The sequence below is a fragment of the Pedobacter antarcticus genome, from assembly GCF_900103515.1.
Classification (GTDB): Bacteria; Bacteroidota; Bacteroidia; order Sphingobacteriales; family Sphingobacteriaceae; genus Pedobacter; species Pedobacter antarcticus.
The window spans coordinates 15,829-32,962 of record NZ_FNGZ01000001.1 but is presented as its reverse complement, the minus strand read 5'-3'; the positions used below and the strand labels follow the sequence as shown (position 1 = coordinate 32,962).

Genomic DNA, 17,134 nt, shown 5'->3' with positions numbered 1-17,134 from the left:
AGCTCCCCTTTTTTTGTGCTGTTATTTTTAAGAATGCTTCGATTTAACTCAGGGTTAAGCGCTGTCCATCTTCTGGTTTTGCCAAGGGTTTGTTCATAGTTCCTTCATTGTTCCTTCATTCCTTCTTCATTGTTTATTCAATCGGAATTGAAGGAATATTGAACAGATAATGAATTTACATTGAAAAAACATTTCACAAGACTATAAGTTATAAAAAGGCAGATGTCATATACAAATCGCCTTCGGTTATACCGGCAAACTTTAGCGCGCGGGTATTGTTGTTGTCAACATGGCAATTATCGAATTTACCTCAAAAGGAATTTATTGTCCACAGGGCAGGTTTTATATAGACCCATGGCAACCTGTAGACCTCGCAGTTACAACACATGGGCATGCAGATCATGTAAAGTGGGGAAACAAAGCCTATTTATGCCATGACTTAACCAAACCTATTCTAAAACAGCGGCTGGGTTTGGATTTACCGGTAGAAACGCTTCCTTACGGCAAACAGATCTTAATCAACGGAGTAAAAGTCTCGCTGCACCCTGCGGGGCATGTTATTGGTTCTGCACAGATCAGACTTGAATATAAAGGAGAAATCTGTGTAGTTTCAGGTGACTATAAGGTAGAATATGACGGGATCAGCACTGCTTTCGAACCGGTTCGATGCCATTCATTTGTATCCGAAAGTACATTTGGTCTTCCTATCTATAAATGGCAGCCACAACAGGAGATTTTTAAAGAAATCAGCAACTGGGTCTCCGACAACCATGATCAGCAGAAAACCAGTGTATTAATCGCTTACAGTCTGGGTAAGGCTCAGCGCTTAATTAAAAATCTGTCAGCTCAATGCCCGATTTATGTACATTCTTCCATAGCAAACCTGAATGAGGGATTGATCAAAGCGGGTGTAGACCTGCCAGAAACGATTCGTATTACGCCGGAAATTAAAAAAGAAACCTTACAGCAGGGAATCGTTATTGTTCCGCCTGCACTGGCAGATGGGAAATGGATGAAGAGTCTGCAATCTGCTGCTACAGGTATTTGCTCCGGCTGGATGCAGGTGCGTGCAGGCAGAAGGTGGCGCTCTGCGGATGCCGGCTTCGCTTTGAGTGATCACGCTGACTGGCAGGGCTTGTTGCAGGCTATACACGAAACAGGCGCGGAAAAAGTATATGTAACACATGGTTTCGTTTCCCCATTTACCAAATACCTGAATGAAATTGGTATAACTGCCAGTGAAGTACAGACCAGATACGGAGAGGAAGAAGAGGAAACTGCAGAAACAGTAACCAATTTAAAGGAAGCATAAATTGAAAAGATTCGCACAACTCATACATGAGCTGGAAAACAGCAATAAGACCAATGACAAGCTTGCGGCTTTAGTTGGATACTTCAGTACCGCCAATGATAAGGACAAACCTTATGTCATTGCTCTTTTTACAGGTAAAAAACCAAGGCGACCGGTATCTACAGCACTAATACGTGAATGGGCTACCCAGCTGAGTCAGATACCCGACTGGCTGTTTGCCGAGAGTTATCACAGTGTTGGAGACTTGAGCGAAACGATCGCCTTAATTCTCCCCCCTGCCTCGAAACAGACGGATAAACCTTTAAATCAATGGATTACAGAACTTGCGCAGTTAAACGGGCAAACTGATGAAGAAAAAAAAACATTTATCCTGGATGCATGGGACCAGCTGAATACTAAAGAACGATTTATATTCAATAAGCTGATTTCCGGAAACTTCAGGATCGGCATATCTTCTAAAATGCTGGTCAATGCGCTGGCTAAACAAAGTGATACCGATAGCAGTAAAATTATGCACAGTATCATGGGAAAATGGGATCCATCGGAGATAACATATACGGAACTGATTGAAGGTGTACATGTTAATACAGATAGCTCCTGGCCCTATCCCTTCTGCCTGGCTTATGCACTGGAGGCAGAAGCAGATAACTTGGGGCAACCGCAGGAGTGGCAGGCAGAGTGGAAATGGGATGGTATTCGCGGGCAGATTGTTAAAAGAAACGGAGAGCTTTTTATCTGGTCCAGAGGAGAAGAGCTGGTTACAGCCCAGTTTCCGGAACTCAGTTTTTTGATGGATGAACTTCCGGATGGTACTGTGCTGGACGGTGAAATTCTCTCTGTGAAAGATGGTAAAGTACAACCCTTTAGTATACTTCAGCAAAGACTGAATAGAAAAACAATCAGCAAAAATCAGTTAAATGAAATTCCAGTAGGCTTTTTCATGTATGACTTACTGGAATACAAGGCGAAGGACGTAAGGGAGCAGCCTTTAAGTGAACGCAGGGCGTTATTGGAAGAGATAACCATGCAGCTCAAAACCAAAGATATAGCAGTCCTATCTCCAGTGATTACTTATGAAAACTGGACAGAACTGGCAGAGATCCGGCAAGAATCGCGCGCTATGAACAGTGAAGGAATAATGCTTAAAAAACTGACTTCAGCCTATCATAGCGGACGAAAGAAAGGTGATTGGTGGAAATGGAAGATTAATCCTTATACGATAGATACGGTTATGATATATGCCCAAAAAGGCAGCGGACGCCGTGCCAATCACTTTACAGATTATACTTTTGCCATCCGTGACGGAGAACAGTTAATCACTATTGCCAAAGCTTATTCTGGATTAACCGATAAAGAAATAAAAGAAGTAGATTCCTTTGTAAGAAAAAATGCAATCGAGAAATTCGGACCGGTACGAACGGTTAAACCCGAGCTTGTCTTTGAAATCGCATTCGAGGGAATTGCTATCAGCAAAAGGCATAAAGCCGGGCTTGCCCTGAGATTCCCACGAATAGCACGCTGGAGGAAAGATAAAATCGCTGCAGAGATCAATACCCTGGAAGACCTCCGTCAACTTTATACGTCTACTTTATGATACTGGAAAAAAGTAAAGGGTATAAACAGGTGATGAAATGGTTGCGCAGTCAGCGTAAAAAGCCGTTTGATTTTCAATCTGAGACCTGGCAATACTATGCAGAGGGTTATAGCGGGCTGGTCAATGCACCAACGGGTTTCGGAAAAACATTTTCGGTCTTCCTGGCTGTTGTAATTGACGAATTAAATAAACCCGGCGGCAAATATGGTACGCGATTGCTTTGGATAACACCTTTACGTTCTCTTGCTAAAGATCTGGCCAGAGCGATGACGGCTGCCTGCCTCGAGTTAGGGCTCGACTGGCATGTCGGTGTCAGAAATGGAGATACCTCTTCAAGTGAAAAACTTAAGCAGAAAAAGCAAATGCCGGAAGTATTGATTATTACTCCCGAAAGCATGCATATTTTACTGGCACAAAAAAACACGTCCGGTTATTTCAATGAGCTCAAATGTATTGTTGCTGACGAGTGGCATGAACTAATGGGCAGTAAAAGAGGTGTGATGGCCGAACTGGCTATTTCCAGAATAAAAGCACTGGTTACCAGCCGTCATCCGGAAAGACTCTTACGCATTTGGGGAATCTCTGCTACAATTGGTAATATGGAACAGGCACTGCAGGTCTTGGTTCCTTACCCCGAGTTATTGAAGACCATTGTTATTGCTGATATCCAGAAAAAAATTGAAATCAGAAGTATTCTGCCGGACCATATCGATATGTTACCCTGGGCCGGGCATCTGGGCCATAAACTAGCACATAAACTGCTGCCTATCATTGCGAAGAGCAAAACAACACTTATTTTCTGTAATACCAGGGGACAGGCTGAATTATGGTACCAGAATTTGTTAAAATTAGATGAAGGGTTAGCCGGACAACTGGCTATCCATCATGGATCCATAGATTTTGAATTGCGGAACTGGATTGAAGATGCTATCCACACAGGAGCGCTCAAAGCAGTAATCAGTACATCTTCTCTGGATCTCGGTGTAGATTTTAAGCCAGTCGACACAGTTGTACAGATCGGATCTCCCAAAGGAGTTGCGCGGTTCCTTCAAAGAGCCGGACGTAGCGGACACTCTCCTTTCGAAACTTCGAGAATTTATTTTCTGCCTACTCATGCGCTTGAACTGGTAGAAGCTGCTGCTATCAAAGAGGCGGCAAAACACAATCAGGTAGAGAGCAGAGAGCCTGTTGTAATGGCTTTTGACACTCTAATTCAATATATGGTAACATTGGCTGTCGGCGATGGATTTGAAAAAGAGGCTTTATATCAGCAGGTAAAAAGCACCCATGCTTTTTCGGAAATGGAACCCTCAGAGTGGGAATGGCTCATGCAATTCATTACAACAGGAGGAGACAGTCTTACTGCCTATACCGAATTTAGTAAAGTAGAAAAAGAAGATGGTCTTTATAAAGTAAAGAGCCGCCAGATTGCCATGCGGCACCGGCTCCACATCGGCACTATTGTAAGCGATGCAATGCTCAAGGTGAAGTTCCTGACAGGTGGGTTTATCGGTATGGTAGAAGAATCTTTTATTGCTAAAATTAAACCAGGCAGCAGCTTTACCCTTGCCGGTCGTGTACTGGAGTTTATTATGGTTAAGGAAATGATGGTAATGGTCCGGATAAGCAAATTGAAGACCGCCCTGTCGCCCAGCTGGCTCGGTGGGCGAATGTCTTTAAGTGCCAACCTGGGCGCAGTTCTCCGTTTCAAGTATAACCAGGCTTTGGATAAAAATCCTCAGGACGAGGAAATGGCGCTGATGAAGCCGTTATTTGAAAGGCAGGCTAAAGTTTCACATGTACCTTCTGCGGATGAATTTCTTATTGAAATGATTCAGACCAGAGACGGTTATCATCTTTTCGCCTATCCTTTTGAGGGCAGGCAGGTGCACGAAATCATGGCTGCCCTTATTGCATATAGACTGGGAAGAATCAAACCGATCAGTTTCTCTATAGCAATGAATGATTACGGCTTTGAATTACTGAGTGAAAAACCTATTCCGGTCAGCGAAGACGAAATGAAATCTCTTTTTACTCCGGAAAACCTCGGTGAAGACATCGTAGCCAGTATTAATGCGACGGAAATGGCACGCAGAAAATTCAGGGATATCGCCTGTATTTCTGGACTTGTATTTCAGGGATACCCTGGCAAATATGTAGCTAACAAACACCTGCAGTCTTCAGCGGCACTATTTTTCAACGTTTTCAGTGATTATGACAAACATAACTTATTATTGCGTCAAGCTTATGACGAAGCATTTTATCAGCAGATAGAGGAACCAAGGTTGGCCGCAGCTTTGCACAGAATTCAATTGAGTAAGATAGTGGTAGTTTATGCTGAGAGCTATACCCCCCTTTGTTTTCCAATCAAAGTTGACAGTCTGCGTGAACAGATGAGCACTGAAGAACTAGGGGAACGCATACTGCGTATGACAGCCGAAGCGGAGAAAAAATCACAAAAAGGAAAGAGAAAGAAATAAGCATGATTATTAATTGCCGAGACGAACAAATCACACTGATGCCTGAAAGGGCAATTTACTGGCCCCGAAAAAAAATGCTGATCATCAGCGATCTTCATACTGGCAAGGCCGCCCATTTCAGAAAATCCGGAATTCCGGTTCCTGCTACAATTGCAACGGATGATTTAGAAAGATTAAGTGACCTTATTGAAAATATTATCCCGGATATACTGCTTATTACTGGCGATCTGGTCCATTTTGAGTTGAATACTGAAGTCACTCTATTCCAGGAATGGCGTAAAAAATACCCGAGTCTCAATCTCAAACTGATTAAAGGTAATCATGACCTGCTCACTCCAGAAGACTATATAGCGATGGATATTGAGGTTTACGAAAAAGAATATTTATGCTTTCCGTATCGCTTTATCCATGAGCCCCCAAAGCGGCAGGATGAATATTACAATATCTCCGGCCATATTCATCCGGGTGTAACGCTGTATGGGAGGTCCAGACAGCGCATACATTTGCCTTGCTTTTACTTTGGCGACCACACCGCAATACTTCCTGCTTTCAGTAAGTTTACGGGATTGAGCAGGATCCCGGCCGTAAATGGTGGCACCTATTATGCTATAGCGAGTGACCGGGTTCTTCAGGTTTGATTAATCTGCTGATTGAGCAATCAAAGAAAGCAGCATCTGAACAACGGTCTGATCTGTCTTGAAGGTTACATCTGTAGTTTTCAATTCAGAAAGGCTAATCCAGCGAAACGACTGTACACAATCCGGATCGAAATCAAAGACTTTCGTTTTATAAGTTAATTCCAAAGGATTTTTCTCTTTGACCAGGTAATAGATACTTAGGATCTGGCTATCATTAAAAGACGATTTCTCATAGAAATCAGTCGTATAAAAATGACTGATCACCTCAATTTCAGCATTACACTCTTCCATGAATTCACGCTTGAGCGCATCGATCAGGCCTTCTCCATATTCCAGTCCCCCACCAGGGAACTTACTGAAACTTCTGCCTCCTGACAGTTCATCGCTAACCAAAATCTGGTTAGCCTGATTAATCAGTAAACCGTAAACTCTTACATTAAAATAACTCATTGACTAAAGTGCTTTTTATTTTTAGTGACATTATCTGAATTCCAGGGAATTTCTGCCCGGAAGGGTTCCTGACGAACAGGGCAATTTTTCATTTTACAGTAATTACAGCATTCCGGCAGGCATGGGTCGGCATGTATAAACAGCTCGGTTTCACGTTCGCCGCTTCCATTGATCATATGATCTATGGCCGAAATTTCCTGATGGACCTGATTCAGGTCATAATAATAAGGAAGTGTAACATGGCAGTCAATATGGAGATCGGCTCCGTATTGCTGGGCTCTTAAATTATGAACATCAATCCAAGCATCCTGCCTGTTTTGCTGTAAAAGGACGACAATGGAATTAACCAGGTCTATATTACTCTCATCCATCAGGCCACCGATTGATCTTCTGGTTAGCTTATATCCATTATATAAAATATACAGGCCAAGTACAATAGATATTGCACTGTCAAGCCAGAAAATTTGCGTTAGCTGAATAAGAATAATGCCTGCAACCAAACCTCCACTGGTCACCGCATCGGTTAATAAATGTTTACCGTCGGCCTCTAATGTTAATGAAGAATGTTTTTTCCCGGTATTAATCAGATAATATCCAACAAGCAGATTAATCAGGCCTGTTGCACCTATAATAACCGCACCGTCTAATAACTGCTTAATCTCCCGCGGAAAAGCCAGGTCATATCCCGATTTCACCAAAATGATCAATCCGGCCAGACCGATGAGCACTCCCTCTACAAATGCAGAAAAGAATTCTACCTTCCCATGACCGTAAGGGTGGTTTTCATCTTTAGGGATGGTAGCGAGATAAATGCTATAAAAGGCAAAGCTACTGGCTATTACGTTAACTATACTTTCTGCTGCATCTGTCAGAATCGCGTTAGACCCTGTTAGAAAATAAGCCCCGAATTTTGCCAGCATCAGTACAACACTGATTAAAAGGGAAACGAGTATAGCTTTCTTTTTAGGACTCACTAGATGAATTTAGGGCTCAAAAATACGTTTTCCTGATGAATATCTACTAAAAACGTATTTTTTTAGCTTTTAACGCCCGCAGATTTTATATTTGTTATCTTATCAACTAATCATGACATTTTTATCTCAAAGAATCAATAACCTTTCAGAATCACAGACCATTAAAATGGCAAAGCTGGGAAGAGAACTTACAGCTAAAGGTATTGATGTAATTAATCTGAGCTTCGGGGAACCAGACTTTTTCACTCCCGATTCCGTCAAAGAAGCTGCTAAAAAAGCTATCGACGAAAATTACTCTTATTATACGCCCGTATCTGGCTACCCGGAACTGCGTAAAGCGATTACCACTAAGCTAAAGAACGAAAATGATCTGGACTATACCTTTGATCAGATCGTGGTTTCTACAGGTGCCAAGCAATCTCTGGCTAATGCTGTAATGTGCCTGGTTAATCCGGGAGAAGAAGTAATTGTACCTACGCCATACTGGGTTTCTTATTCAGAAATGATTAAACTGGCAGAAGGCGAGACAGTTTTTATCCACGCTACAGTTGAAACGGAGTTTAAAATCACCGCAGCACAACTGGAGGCGGCTATAACGCCAAAGACTAAATTGTTTATGTTCTCGTCTCCTTGTAATCCTACAGGGTCGGTCTATTCACATGAAGAACTAGCCGCACTGGCAGCAGTATTTGAAAAACATCCACAGATTTATATCATCTCCGATGAAATCTATGAACATATCAATTTTGTAGACAAACATGCTTCAATCGCATCATTCCCTGCAATTAAAGACCGCGTAATTATCATTAACGGTTTCTCTAAGGCTTATGCAATGACTGGCTGGAGAGTTGGTTATATGGCAGCTAATAAAGAAATCGCTGCTGCCTGCGATAAACTACAAGGACAAATCACTTCTGGAACTTCTTCCATTGCTCAACGTGCCGCATTAGCTGCATATGAAGGTAATCTGGACAGCGTAACTGAAATGAAGAATGAATTCAAAAAACGCAGAGACCTGGTTTACGGCCTTCTAAAGGAAGTTCCGGGTGTTGAAGTGAACCTACCGGATGGCGCATTTTACTTCTTCCCGGAAGTAAAATCTTTCTTCGGTAAAAGTGTAAACGGATCTGTGATAAACACAGCCGATGATCTTTGTCTTTATTTACTAAACGAAGCGCATGTTAGCACTGTTACCGGCGAAGCTTTCGGAAATGCGGACTGTATCAGAATTTCGTATGCTGCTGCAGAAGACCAATTGGTTCAAGCGGTGTCAAGAATTAAAGATGCCCTGGCTAAAATCAGCTAAGTAAATCTTATCCATAAAAAAACTCAGTACGGGTCATTCCGTACTGAGTTTTTTTATGCTTTTAAGAATGAGCACTAACAACCAGCCGCATTCATGTTAAGGCTTAAGAGCGGATAGCCTCAACTGGATCAAGTCTGGATGCTGAATAAGCAGGCCAGAACCCTGAAATAACACCTATGACCACGGAAATCGAAATTCCCATAATGATATTGGCCGAGTCAAGTACTACTTTAATTCCAAAGCCATAAGTTACTACAAGGGTTAGACTGTATACCAGTAATAATCCGAGCAAACCTCCCATCAGACACAGCGCAACCGCCTCGAACATGAATTGTAGCAGAATAAAGTAATTTTTTGCCCCAAGTGATTTCTGAATACCAATAATATTAGTCCGTTCTTTAACAGATACGAACATAATGTTGGCAATACCGAATCCACCAACCAAGATTGAAAATCCGCCGATCACCCATCCAGCAATACGCACCATCTTAAACATAATATCCAGCTGGTTAGAAATCATAGTCGTTTTATTCAATGAAAAATCATCTTCCACACCGGGTCTGATTCTATGAATAGAGCGCATAGCTCCCTGCAACTCACTTTCGACCTCTTCCAAAGCTATATAAGACTTACCCCTTACAGTGATTGTCGGATCATAGTTGCTATTCTGTATATCAAATAAGCCCTTTGCAAAGTTTAATGGAATCAATACGTTATTATCCTGAGACATCCCCAGCATATCTTCCCCTTCTTTTTTAAAGACACCAACTACTGTAAGTCTTCGTCCCATAACTTTGATTTGCTTTCCCATCGCGGATGATCCGCCGAAAAGTCCGTTCGCTATCTCCGCACCGAGAATAGCGACAGGACTACCCGACCGGCTCTCATTATCCGTAAAATACCTGCCCTCCTGAAAATCCAGGGTCCAGGTAATATGATAGTCATGAGTGGCGGCATTTAATGTCGCACCCTCTACGGAACTACTTCTGTATTTAATCACTCTGTTTCTGCTGGATACTTCATAAGAAATTCCATCAGCATGTTCCAAACGACCTTTTAGTGCCTGATAATCACGAAGAGTTGGTTCTGGTCTGTTCATATATTTCCACCAGGGGTAATCCCCAAATCCACCCCAGGGCCATTTCTGAACAAATAGTGTATTTGAGCCCAGCTTATCGACGCTCTCCTGCAGTTTGTTCCGCAGTGTGTCCACGCCCGAGAAAACAGCTATAATGGTAAATATACCGATCGTTATACCCAGCAAGGATAACATTGTACGCAGTTTATTTTGTATCAGCGCATCGGCAGCAAACCTGAAGCTCTCTCCTATAAGTCTGAATATGATCATAATTGATGATTAGATGGAAAAGCGGGTAAAAGGTTACAGCTAACGCTAAGTTTTTTTTTATAAATATTTTTACTGACCATTGCACACAATCTTCCTGTGAAAACGTTTAATATCTGCTTAAAATCAATTTACCGGACGAAAACAATGGGTAAATTAAATATAAAAATACCGGAATAAAGATATATTTATTAATAAGCATTAAATTACGTAATTTTGCGGCCTTAATTATTTTATTTTAAAACATGAAGTTATCTCAATTTAAGTTTAATCTGCCTGAATCATTAGTTGCCAATAATCCTTCAGAACAAAGGGACGAAGCCCGTTTAATGGTTTTGCATAAAGACACTGGCAAAATTGAACATAAAATATTTAAAGATATTTTGGAATATTTCGATGATCAGGATGTCATGATCCTGAATAACACTAAAGTTTTTCCTGCACGTCTGTACGGAAATAAGGAGAAAACTGGTGCTACTATTGAAGTGTTCCTGCTACGTGAACTGAATAAAGAACTTCGCCTTTGGGACGTGCTGGTAGATCCGGCTCGAAAAATTCGCGTAGGTAATAAGTTGTATTTTGGTGATGATGATCTTTTAGTGGCAGAAGTTGTAGATAATACTACTTCACGTGGCCGTACTATCCGTTTCCTATTTGATGGGACAGACGAAGAATTTAGAAAAAACATCGAAATACTTGGTGAAACACCACTCCCTAAATATATTAAGCGTAAAGCAACTGCACAGGATAAGGAACGTTACCAGACTATTTTTGCTAAACATGAAGGAGCTGTTGCAGCACCTACTGCGGGTATGCACTTTAGCCGTGAGCTAATGAAACGTCTGGAACTGAAAGGTATTAATTTTGCAGAAGTGACTTTACACGTAGGACTGGGTACTTTCCGTTCTGTAGAAGTAGAAGATCTGACTAAACACAAAATGGATTCAGAGCAGTTTATCATTGAAGAAAAACAAGCAAACATCGTTAACAAAGCACTGGAGGAAAAAAGAAAAATTTGTGCAGTAGGTACCACTTCTATGCGTGCAATAGAATCAGCGGTTTCTTCAGGTAAAATGCTTAAGCCAGCTAACGACTGGACAAGCAAGTTCATCTTCCCTCCTTATGACTTTAGTATCGCAAATTCGATGATTACCAATTTCCATACACCTGAATCTACTTTATTGATGATGGTAAGTGCATTTGGTGGTTACGACTATGTAAGAAATGCTTACGAAGTAGCTTTAAAAGAAAAATACCGTTTCTATAGTTACGGTGATGCAATGTTAATTATCTAATAATTGCCAAAGAGATATGAAATAGGAGGACCCAAGGGTTGCTCCTATTTTTTTTACCCATTTTTCTATAAATTTAGGGCTGCTACGAGTCAACAGAAACTTACAAACTCAAATGAAATATATTGCGATTATAGTTGCAGGAGGAAAAGGAAGCCGAATGAATCAAACGGTCCCCAAACAATTTCTGGAACTACAGGGTAAACCAGTGCTGATGCATACTTTGGAAGCGTTCGCCAAATGCGCATTAAAGCCTGAAATCATTTTAGTGCTGAATATACATCAGCATGAATTCTGGGAAGAACTCTGTAGTAAACATAACTTCAGAATTACTCACCAGTTGGTTAAGGGCGGTGCAGAAAGATTTGATTCGGTTAAAAATGGACTGAAAAAGATTAAAGGAGACGGAGTAGTCGCAATTCACGATGCTGTACGTCCATTAATAAGCCCGGAGCTAATCGAAACTATCTTTAAGGCAGCAGAAGTCGATGGGAACGCAATAACGGCTGTACAGGCCGTAGATTCAGTTAGAATCCAGATCGAGGGTCAGCATGCAACCCCATTAAACAGAAATGAAATATTTCTTGTCCAGACACCGCAGGCTTTTCATTTAAAACAGTTAAAAAAAGCATATCTACAACCTTACCGTATCGATTTTACCGATGATGCTTCTGTGGTCGAAAAAGCAGGGTATCCTATTCATTTAGTTCCTGGAGAAAGAACCAATATAAAAATAACTTATACAGAGGATCTGCAGCTTGCAGACTGGTTTCTGCAAACAAAAAAAACCGCTGATTAAGATCAGCGGCTGTGACTATATAATAATTTCAGAATTATTCAGATCAGGCGGCCTTGTTAATCACCTTAAGGATAATTGCTATAATTGCGATGACCAGTAAAACGTGAATCAGACCGCCGACATTCCCGAAGCCATTAAAAAAGACTCCGATTACCCATAGTATAACTAATACCACCGCGACCAAATAAAGTAAATTTCCCATAGTTTGTAGATTTTTAAATTGTGTTTGAATAATTAGAAAGCAGACACTCTCTTGACAATTCTCAAAACAATCTTCGTTCCAAAAACAAAAAAAAAGTCCCGTATGAGGGGACTTTCAACTATGTTTCATTTAATATTCGTCTTCGTTGAAGAAGAAATCATCTTTAGTTGGATAATCTGGCCAGATTTCTTCAATAGTTTCATACGGTTCACCATCATCTTCTAAAGCCTGCAGGTTTTCAATAACTTCTACCGGTGCACCTGATCTGATGCCGTAATCTATCAATTCGTCTTTTGTTGCAGGCCATGGAGCGTCCTCCAAATGCGATGCTAATTCTAGTGTCCAATACATATTATTTACTATTTTATTGTTCTTATTTAGTTTTGCAAAAGTATATTAAAAAAGCTGACGAAAACAAACTTTTTTTTCCACTTTCTAGACCCTTGGTATCCAGATACTTTCAGCGGTCTGCGTGTCCTGTGCGATCTTTCTGCCCAGAACGAACAGATAATCACTTAGTCTGTTCAGGTAAATAGCCACTCCGGGTACAACCTCACTTTCTGTACTCAGCTGGACAGTCAGTCTCTCGGCCCTGCGGCAAACACATCTTGCGATATGACACCATGATACCACAGTACTCCCACCAGGAAGTACAAAATGTTTCAATGCGGGGAGCTCTTCATTCATGTTGTCCATCTCTTGTTCAAGCAACGCGATATCCTCCTGATGAAGGTCTGGAATTTTCATTCTTGATTTCTCCGGATCTGCAGCCAACGCCGCACCGATGGTAAATAAACGGTCCTGTATTTCTTTCAGTATCTCTTTTGAATGAGAACCGATCCGCTGACACTGAATCAATCCGATATATGAATTTAATTCATCCACCGTCCCGTAACATTCAATTCGCAAATGATATTTCGGAACTCTGGTACCACCGATCAATGAAGTTTCCCCCTTGTCTCCTGTTTTGGTGTAAATTTTCATTCCGTAGATATTTCTATAACTGTTTTCCGATTTGTTCAAAATCATCACCGGTCTCGTTTAGTTTACTCAACCGTGGTGAAACAGTTTTAATATCGGTATTTTTATAATCATTTTCTATAAGACCATCCCGCATTCTTACAATTCTATGTGCATGCTGCGCAATATCTTCTTCGTGCGTAACCAGGATGATCGTATTGCCTTTACTGTGAATTTCTTCCAACAGCCCCATTATCTCAATGGAAGTTTTAGTGTCTAGATTTCCTGTCGGCTCATCGGCCAGAATAATAGAGGGATTATTGATCAAAGCTCTCGCCACAGCTACACGCTGACGCTGGCCTCCGGAAAGTTCGTTTGGCTTGTGTGTAACCCGGTTTCCCAAACCCACATTTTCAAGAGCTTTCTGCGCACGCTCATCACGTTCTTTCTTAGAAGCACCTGCATAAATTAAAGGCAAAGCTACATTGTCAAGGGATGTAGATCTGGGCAGAAGATTAAATGTCTGAAAAACAAACCCAATCTCTTTGTTTCTAACCTCAGCCAAAGCATCATCAGTCATTTGGCTAACATTCGTTCCATTCAGGATATAATCACCTTTACTTGGTGTATCTAAACACCCCAGAATGTTCATCAATGTAGATTTACCCGATCCGGATGGTCCCATTAATGCTACAAATTCGCCTTTGAAAATATCCAGTGAAACTGATTTTAATGCATGAATCACTTCGGATCCGATTACATATTTACGACCGATATCTTTAATATTAATTAGTGGGTTCTCCATCAGGTATTATTTATTGTTATCACATTTAGACAAGCTTATTCTATTAATGTTACAACAGCGGCTTATTTCTCCAGAATTTTAGGAACCATAAAGTAGTTTTCATTATGAACCGCCGCATTCTTTAAGGCATTTTCTACACTTATATCATGAAAGACTTCATCGGCACGCCACACATTTACTTCCGGGTTCATATAAACAAGAGGCTCTACATTACTCGTATCCAACTCATTAAGTTTCTCCATGAAGGTCAGAATTTTATTCATATCCGCCTGAAGAGTTTCTACTTCATCGGCATTGATTTCAATTCTGGCAAGATCAGCCACTTTATATATTGTTTTCTGGTCTATATTCATTTCTGCACAATTTTATGCTTTATCAATTCAAAAATACGTTCTTTCAGCTTTTCGGCATCATCAGCCGACATATTTTCTGTAACAATGGGTGAATGTACATAAATATCACAGATTCCAGGTCTTGTTCCGTACTTTGAACCATCATCCCACATGAGTTTCCAGGCATCGCTGATACTCACTGCAACAATAGGTGTTCCGGTTTCTATAGCCATACGAAATGGCCCATTTTTAAACGGCTCCAGAGTTGGTGGATAATTAGCTCCCGAAATACCGCCTTCAGGAAAAATAATTAGACTTCTTCCCGCATTTAGCTGCTCCCCCGCCCGTTTGAACGCGCGGAACGCCGACATTTTACTCGCCCTGTCCAATGGGATATCAATCGTTTGAAAAAACAACTTTAATACTGGATTCTTCAATAGCTCTACCTTTCCAAGGAAACTATAAGCCCCTTTTGCCAGCTGGCAAAACAACATAATATCCAAGTTCGAGGAGTGGTTGGCAGCGAATACGTAAGCCTGATCGTTTTGAAGGGGGCTTTCATAATGAAAACGGAAATAAATACCGGAAAATACACTACTGCACCAGCTATTGGCAGTTCTTAGATGATTTAAGAAGAAGTAACCGGAAGGCTTTCGCGATGCAAGCCAATAGAAGGGATAAAAGAGTACAAAAAAAAACAGGATTACAACGATTACATAAAAGCGGTGCAGGTGGCGTAACAGCAAAATCATAAATTCAAACGTACAAAAAATACATTAATAGCTTATCGTAAACAATTGGATATTCTTGCCCTGACCCACAATATCATTCTATAATATTACCACCGGATTCACAAAAAGAAATATAATAGAACATCAGATAAGGGTTTTTTCTTAATTTCGGCCCAGGAGATTTGCCCCAATGGATAATCGTTCCATTTGTATCAAATTACCGCAATCTAATTGAAGCACATGAAAGAAATCGTATTAAGTGGTATCAGACCTACAGGAAAATTACATCTGGGCAACTATTTTGGCGCAGTAACCAATTTTGTGAAAATGCAGCATGAATATAACTGCTTCTTTTTCATTGCAGATCTGCACTCACTCACGACACATCCTACACCAACAGATTTAAACGGTTATGTAAAAAATGTATTGGTTGAATATCTGGCATGCGGAATAGATCCGGAAGTAGCAACAATATATGTTCAGTCGGATGTCCCTGAAGTAACTGAACTATACCTTTATTTGAATATGAACGCCTATATGGGTGAATTGGAAAGAAGTACTTCTTTTAAAGATAAGGTCCGCTCAAATCCTGATAACGTTAATGCAGGTCTGCTTACCTATCCGTCATTGATGGCCGCCGATATCCTGATTCATAGAGCTACTAAAGTTCCGGTAGGAAAAGATCAGGAACAACACCTGGAGATGACAAGAACATTTGGAAACCGTTTTAACCGTTTATATAACGCAGATTATTTTCCAGAGCCATTTGCTTTTAGCTACAGCGAGAACCTGGTTAAAGTTCCCGGACTTGACGGCAAAGGTAAAATGGGTAAATCTGAAGGAGACGCCAATTGTATTTACCTGGCAGATTCTCCAGAAGTAATCAGAAAAAAAGTAGCAAAAGCAGTATCCGACGGCGGCCCTACTGAGGAAAACCAGCCAAAACCTGAAGCTATTCAGAATTTATTTGATCTGATGAAAATCGTTTCTTCGGCTGATACGCTTGCACATTTTGACGAACTATACAATAAATGCGGAATCCGTTACGGAGATTTCAAAAAACAACTTGCAGAAGATATGATCGTCTTTAACTCCCCTATTCGTGAAAGGATTCTGGAGATTTCAGCTGACACTGATTATCTCCGTCAGGTAGCGCAGCGTGGTGCAGAAAAAGCCAGGATCAGCGCGAGACAGACCCTAAAAGATGTGAGAGAACTGATCGGCTTTAAGCCTTTCTAGTACTGTCCACGAAACTTATTTATTTACAAGCATTAGAATAGAGATATGCATATAGCAATCGTTGGCAATATCGGAGCCGGAAAAACGACCCTTACCGGGTTACTTGCAAAAAATTATGGCTGGGAAGCCCTTTACGAAGCAGTAGATAACAATCCTTACCTGGAAGATTTTTATAGTGACATGAAACGATGGAGCTTTAATCTTCAGATCTACTTTCTGAACAATCGTTTTCAGCAGCTTGTAGATATTCAAACCAATCAGCGCAACGTAATTCAGGACAGAACCATTTATGAGGATGCACATATTTTTGCAGAAAACCTGCACGAAATGGGACTCATGACTTCAAGGGACTACAAAAATTACAGAGATATATTCGATAACGTCACCACTTTTATCAAACCTCCAGACCTGCTTGTCTATCTACGTGCTTCAGTTCCAACACTGGTAAATAATATTCAGCGCCGGGGAAGAGATTACGAAGCAAGTATCCGTTTAGATTATTTATCTAAACTGAATGAAAAATATGAAGAATGGATTAAAGGTTACCAACTCGGTAAATTATTAATCCTTGATAAAGACAAACTTGATTTCACCAGCAATCCGGAAGACCTTGGGCAAGTTATTCAGTCCATCGAAGCCGAAATCAACGGGCTTTTCTAAGGAAAAACAATAACG

Annotated in this window: 18 protein-coding genes; 9 read left to right on the top strand and 9 right to left on the bottom strand. The window is 40.9% G+C overall.

The features are described from left to right. Window positions 1-289: 289 nt before the first annotated feature. The 4 genes from BLR53_RS00155 to pdeM are packed head-to-tail and all read left to right on the top strand — an operon-like array spanning window position 290 to window position 6,024. Entirely contained in the window at window positions 290-1,312 is a 1,023-nt protein-coding gene (locus BLR53_RS00155; protein ID WP_037440411.1) for a ligase-associated DNA damage response exonuclease, read from the top strand. 1 nt (window position 1,313) lies between these two features. Next, window positions 1,314-2,906, top strand: coding sequence for an ATP-dependent DNA ligase (locus tag BLR53_RS00150; RefSeq protein WP_074586048.1), 1,593 nt, complete (start codon window positions 1,314-1,316; stop codon window positions 2,904-2,906). After that, on the top strand, window positions 2,903-5,386 hold the full coding sequence (locus BLR53_RS00145) for a ligase-associated DNA damage response DEXH box helicase (protein WP_074586046.1): 2,484 nt from the start codon (window positions 2,903-2,905) through the stop codon (window positions 5,384-5,386). The genes BLR53_RS00150 and BLR53_RS00145 overlap by 4 nt, the downstream gene beginning before the upstream one ends. 2 nt (window positions 5,387-5,388) lie before the next feature. Next, window positions 5,389-6,024 (top strand): ligase-associated DNA damage response endonuclease PdeM, encoded by a 636-nt coding sequence (pdeM, locus tag BLR53_RS00140; protein ID WP_074586044.1) that lies wholly within the window; start codon window positions 5,389-5,391, stop codon window positions 6,022-6,024. Here the strand turns inward: pdeM and BLR53_RS00135 are convergent, their stop codons facing one another. Next, complete coding sequence (locus tag BLR53_RS00135) at window positions 6,025-6,474, bottom strand: NUDIX domain-containing protein (protein ID WP_037440419.1); 450 nt, start codon at window positions 6,472-6,474, stop codon at window positions 6,025-6,027. Continuing rightward, window positions 6,471-7,394 carry a cation diffusion facilitator family transporter gene (locus BLR53_RS00130; RefSeq protein ID WP_234797508.1) on the bottom strand — a complete coding sequence of 308 codons (924 nt, stop codon included), beginning with the start codon at window positions 7,392-7,394 and terminating at the stop codon, window positions 6,471-6,473. The genes BLR53_RS00135 and BLR53_RS00130 overlap by 4 nt, the downstream gene beginning before the upstream one ends. Before the next feature lie 166 nt (window positions 7,395-7,560). On the opposite strand from BLR53_RS00130, the gene BLR53_RS00125 reads away from it, so the two are divergent. Further along, window positions 7,561-8,754: a pyridoxal phosphate-dependent aminotransferase gene (locus BLR53_RS00125; RefSeq protein WP_170844838.1), complete on the top strand. Its 1,194-nt coding sequence runs from the start codon at window positions 7,561-7,563 to the stop codon at window positions 8,752-8,754. Between the two features lie 103 nt (window positions 8,755-8,857). On the opposite strand, the gene BLR53_RS00120 is transcribed toward BLR53_RS00125, so the two are convergent. Further along, a complete protein-coding gene (locus BLR53_RS00120; RefSeq protein ID WP_170844839.1) occupies window positions 8,858-10,102 on the bottom strand; it encodes an ABC transporter permease in 1,245 nt (414 codons plus the stop codon). 242 nt (window positions 10,103-10,344) lie between these two features. Between BLR53_RS00120 and queA the strand changes: the two genes are divergently transcribed. Together queA and BLR53_RS00110 are read left to right on the top strand one after the other, a co-directional pair. Continuing rightward, entirely contained in the window at window positions 10,345-11,394 is a 1,050-nt protein-coding gene (gene queA, locus BLR53_RS00115) for a tRNA preQ1(34) S-adenosylmethionine ribosyltransferase-isomerase QueA (RefSeq protein ID WP_037438234.1), read from the top strand. A 112-nt stretch (window positions 11,395-11,506) separates the two neighbouring features. Continuing rightward, window positions 11,507-12,190 carry a 2-C-methyl-D-erythritol 4-phosphate cytidylyltransferase gene (locus BLR53_RS00110; protein WP_037438235.1) on the top strand — a complete coding sequence of 228 codons (684 nt, stop codon included), beginning with the start codon at window positions 11,507-11,509 and terminating at the stop codon, window positions 12,188-12,190. Between the two features lie 43 nt (window positions 12,191-12,233). On the opposite strand, the gene BLR53_RS19730 is transcribed toward BLR53_RS00110, so the two are convergent. The 6 genes from BLR53_RS19730 to BLR53_RS00085 all read right to left on the bottom strand — a co-directional run bounded on the left by BLR53_RS19730 (window position 12,234) and on the right by BLR53_RS00085 (window position 15,241). Next, complete coding sequence (locus tag BLR53_RS19730) at window positions 12,234-12,392, bottom strand: lmo0937 family membrane protein (RefSeq protein WP_139218398.1); 159 nt, start codon at window positions 12,390-12,392, stop codon at window positions 12,234-12,236. Between the two features lie 129 nt (window positions 12,393-12,521). After that, the gene (locus tag BLR53_RS00105) at window positions 12,522-12,743 is read right to left on the bottom strand and encodes a DUF2795 domain-containing protein (protein WP_008240955.1); all 222 of its coding nucleotides are present in this window, start codon (window positions 12,741-12,743) and stop codon (window positions 12,522-12,524) included. 84 nt (window positions 12,744-12,827) lie between these two features. Continuing rightward, complete coding sequence (locus BLR53_RS00100; protein WP_074586038.1) at window positions 12,828-13,376, bottom strand: cob(I)yrinic acid a,c-diamide adenosyltransferase; 549 nt, start codon at window positions 13,374-13,376, stop codon at window positions 12,828-12,830. A 13-nt stretch (window positions 13,377-13,389) separates the two neighbouring features. Next, window positions 13,390-14,157 (bottom strand): ABC transporter ATP-binding protein, encoded by a 768-nt coding sequence (locus BLR53_RS00095; protein ID WP_170844840.1) that lies wholly within the window; start codon window positions 14,155-14,157, stop codon window positions 13,390-13,392. 62 nt (window positions 14,158-14,219) lie between these two features. Further along, entirely contained in the window at window positions 14,220-14,510 is a 291-nt protein-coding gene (gene gatC / locus BLR53_RS00090; RefSeq protein ID WP_037438237.1) for an Asp-tRNA(Asn)/Glu-tRNA(Gln) amidotransferase subunit GatC, read from the bottom strand. Beyond that, complete coding sequence (locus BLR53_RS00085) at window positions 14,507-15,241, bottom strand: lysophospholipid acyltransferase family protein (RefSeq protein WP_074586036.1); 735 nt, start codon at window positions 15,239-15,241, stop codon at window positions 14,507-14,509. The genes gatC and BLR53_RS00085 overlap by 4 nt, the downstream gene beginning before the upstream one ends. A 219-nt stretch (window positions 15,242-15,460) precedes the next feature. On the opposite strand from BLR53_RS00085, the gene trpS reads away from it, so the two are divergent. Further along, window positions 15,461-16,459 (top strand): tryptophan--tRNA ligase, encoded by a 999-nt coding sequence (trpS, locus tag BLR53_RS00080; protein WP_037438238.1) that lies wholly within the window; start codon window positions 15,461-15,463, stop codon window positions 16,457-16,459. Window positions 16,460-16,504: 45 nt separating this feature from the next. Then, the gene (locus BLR53_RS00075) at window positions 16,505-17,119 is read left to right on the top strand and encodes a deoxynucleoside kinase (RefSeq protein WP_037438239.1); all 615 of its coding nucleotides are present in this window, start codon (window positions 16,505-16,507) and stop codon (window positions 17,117-17,119) included. Window positions 17,120-17,134: the final 15 nt, after the last annotated feature.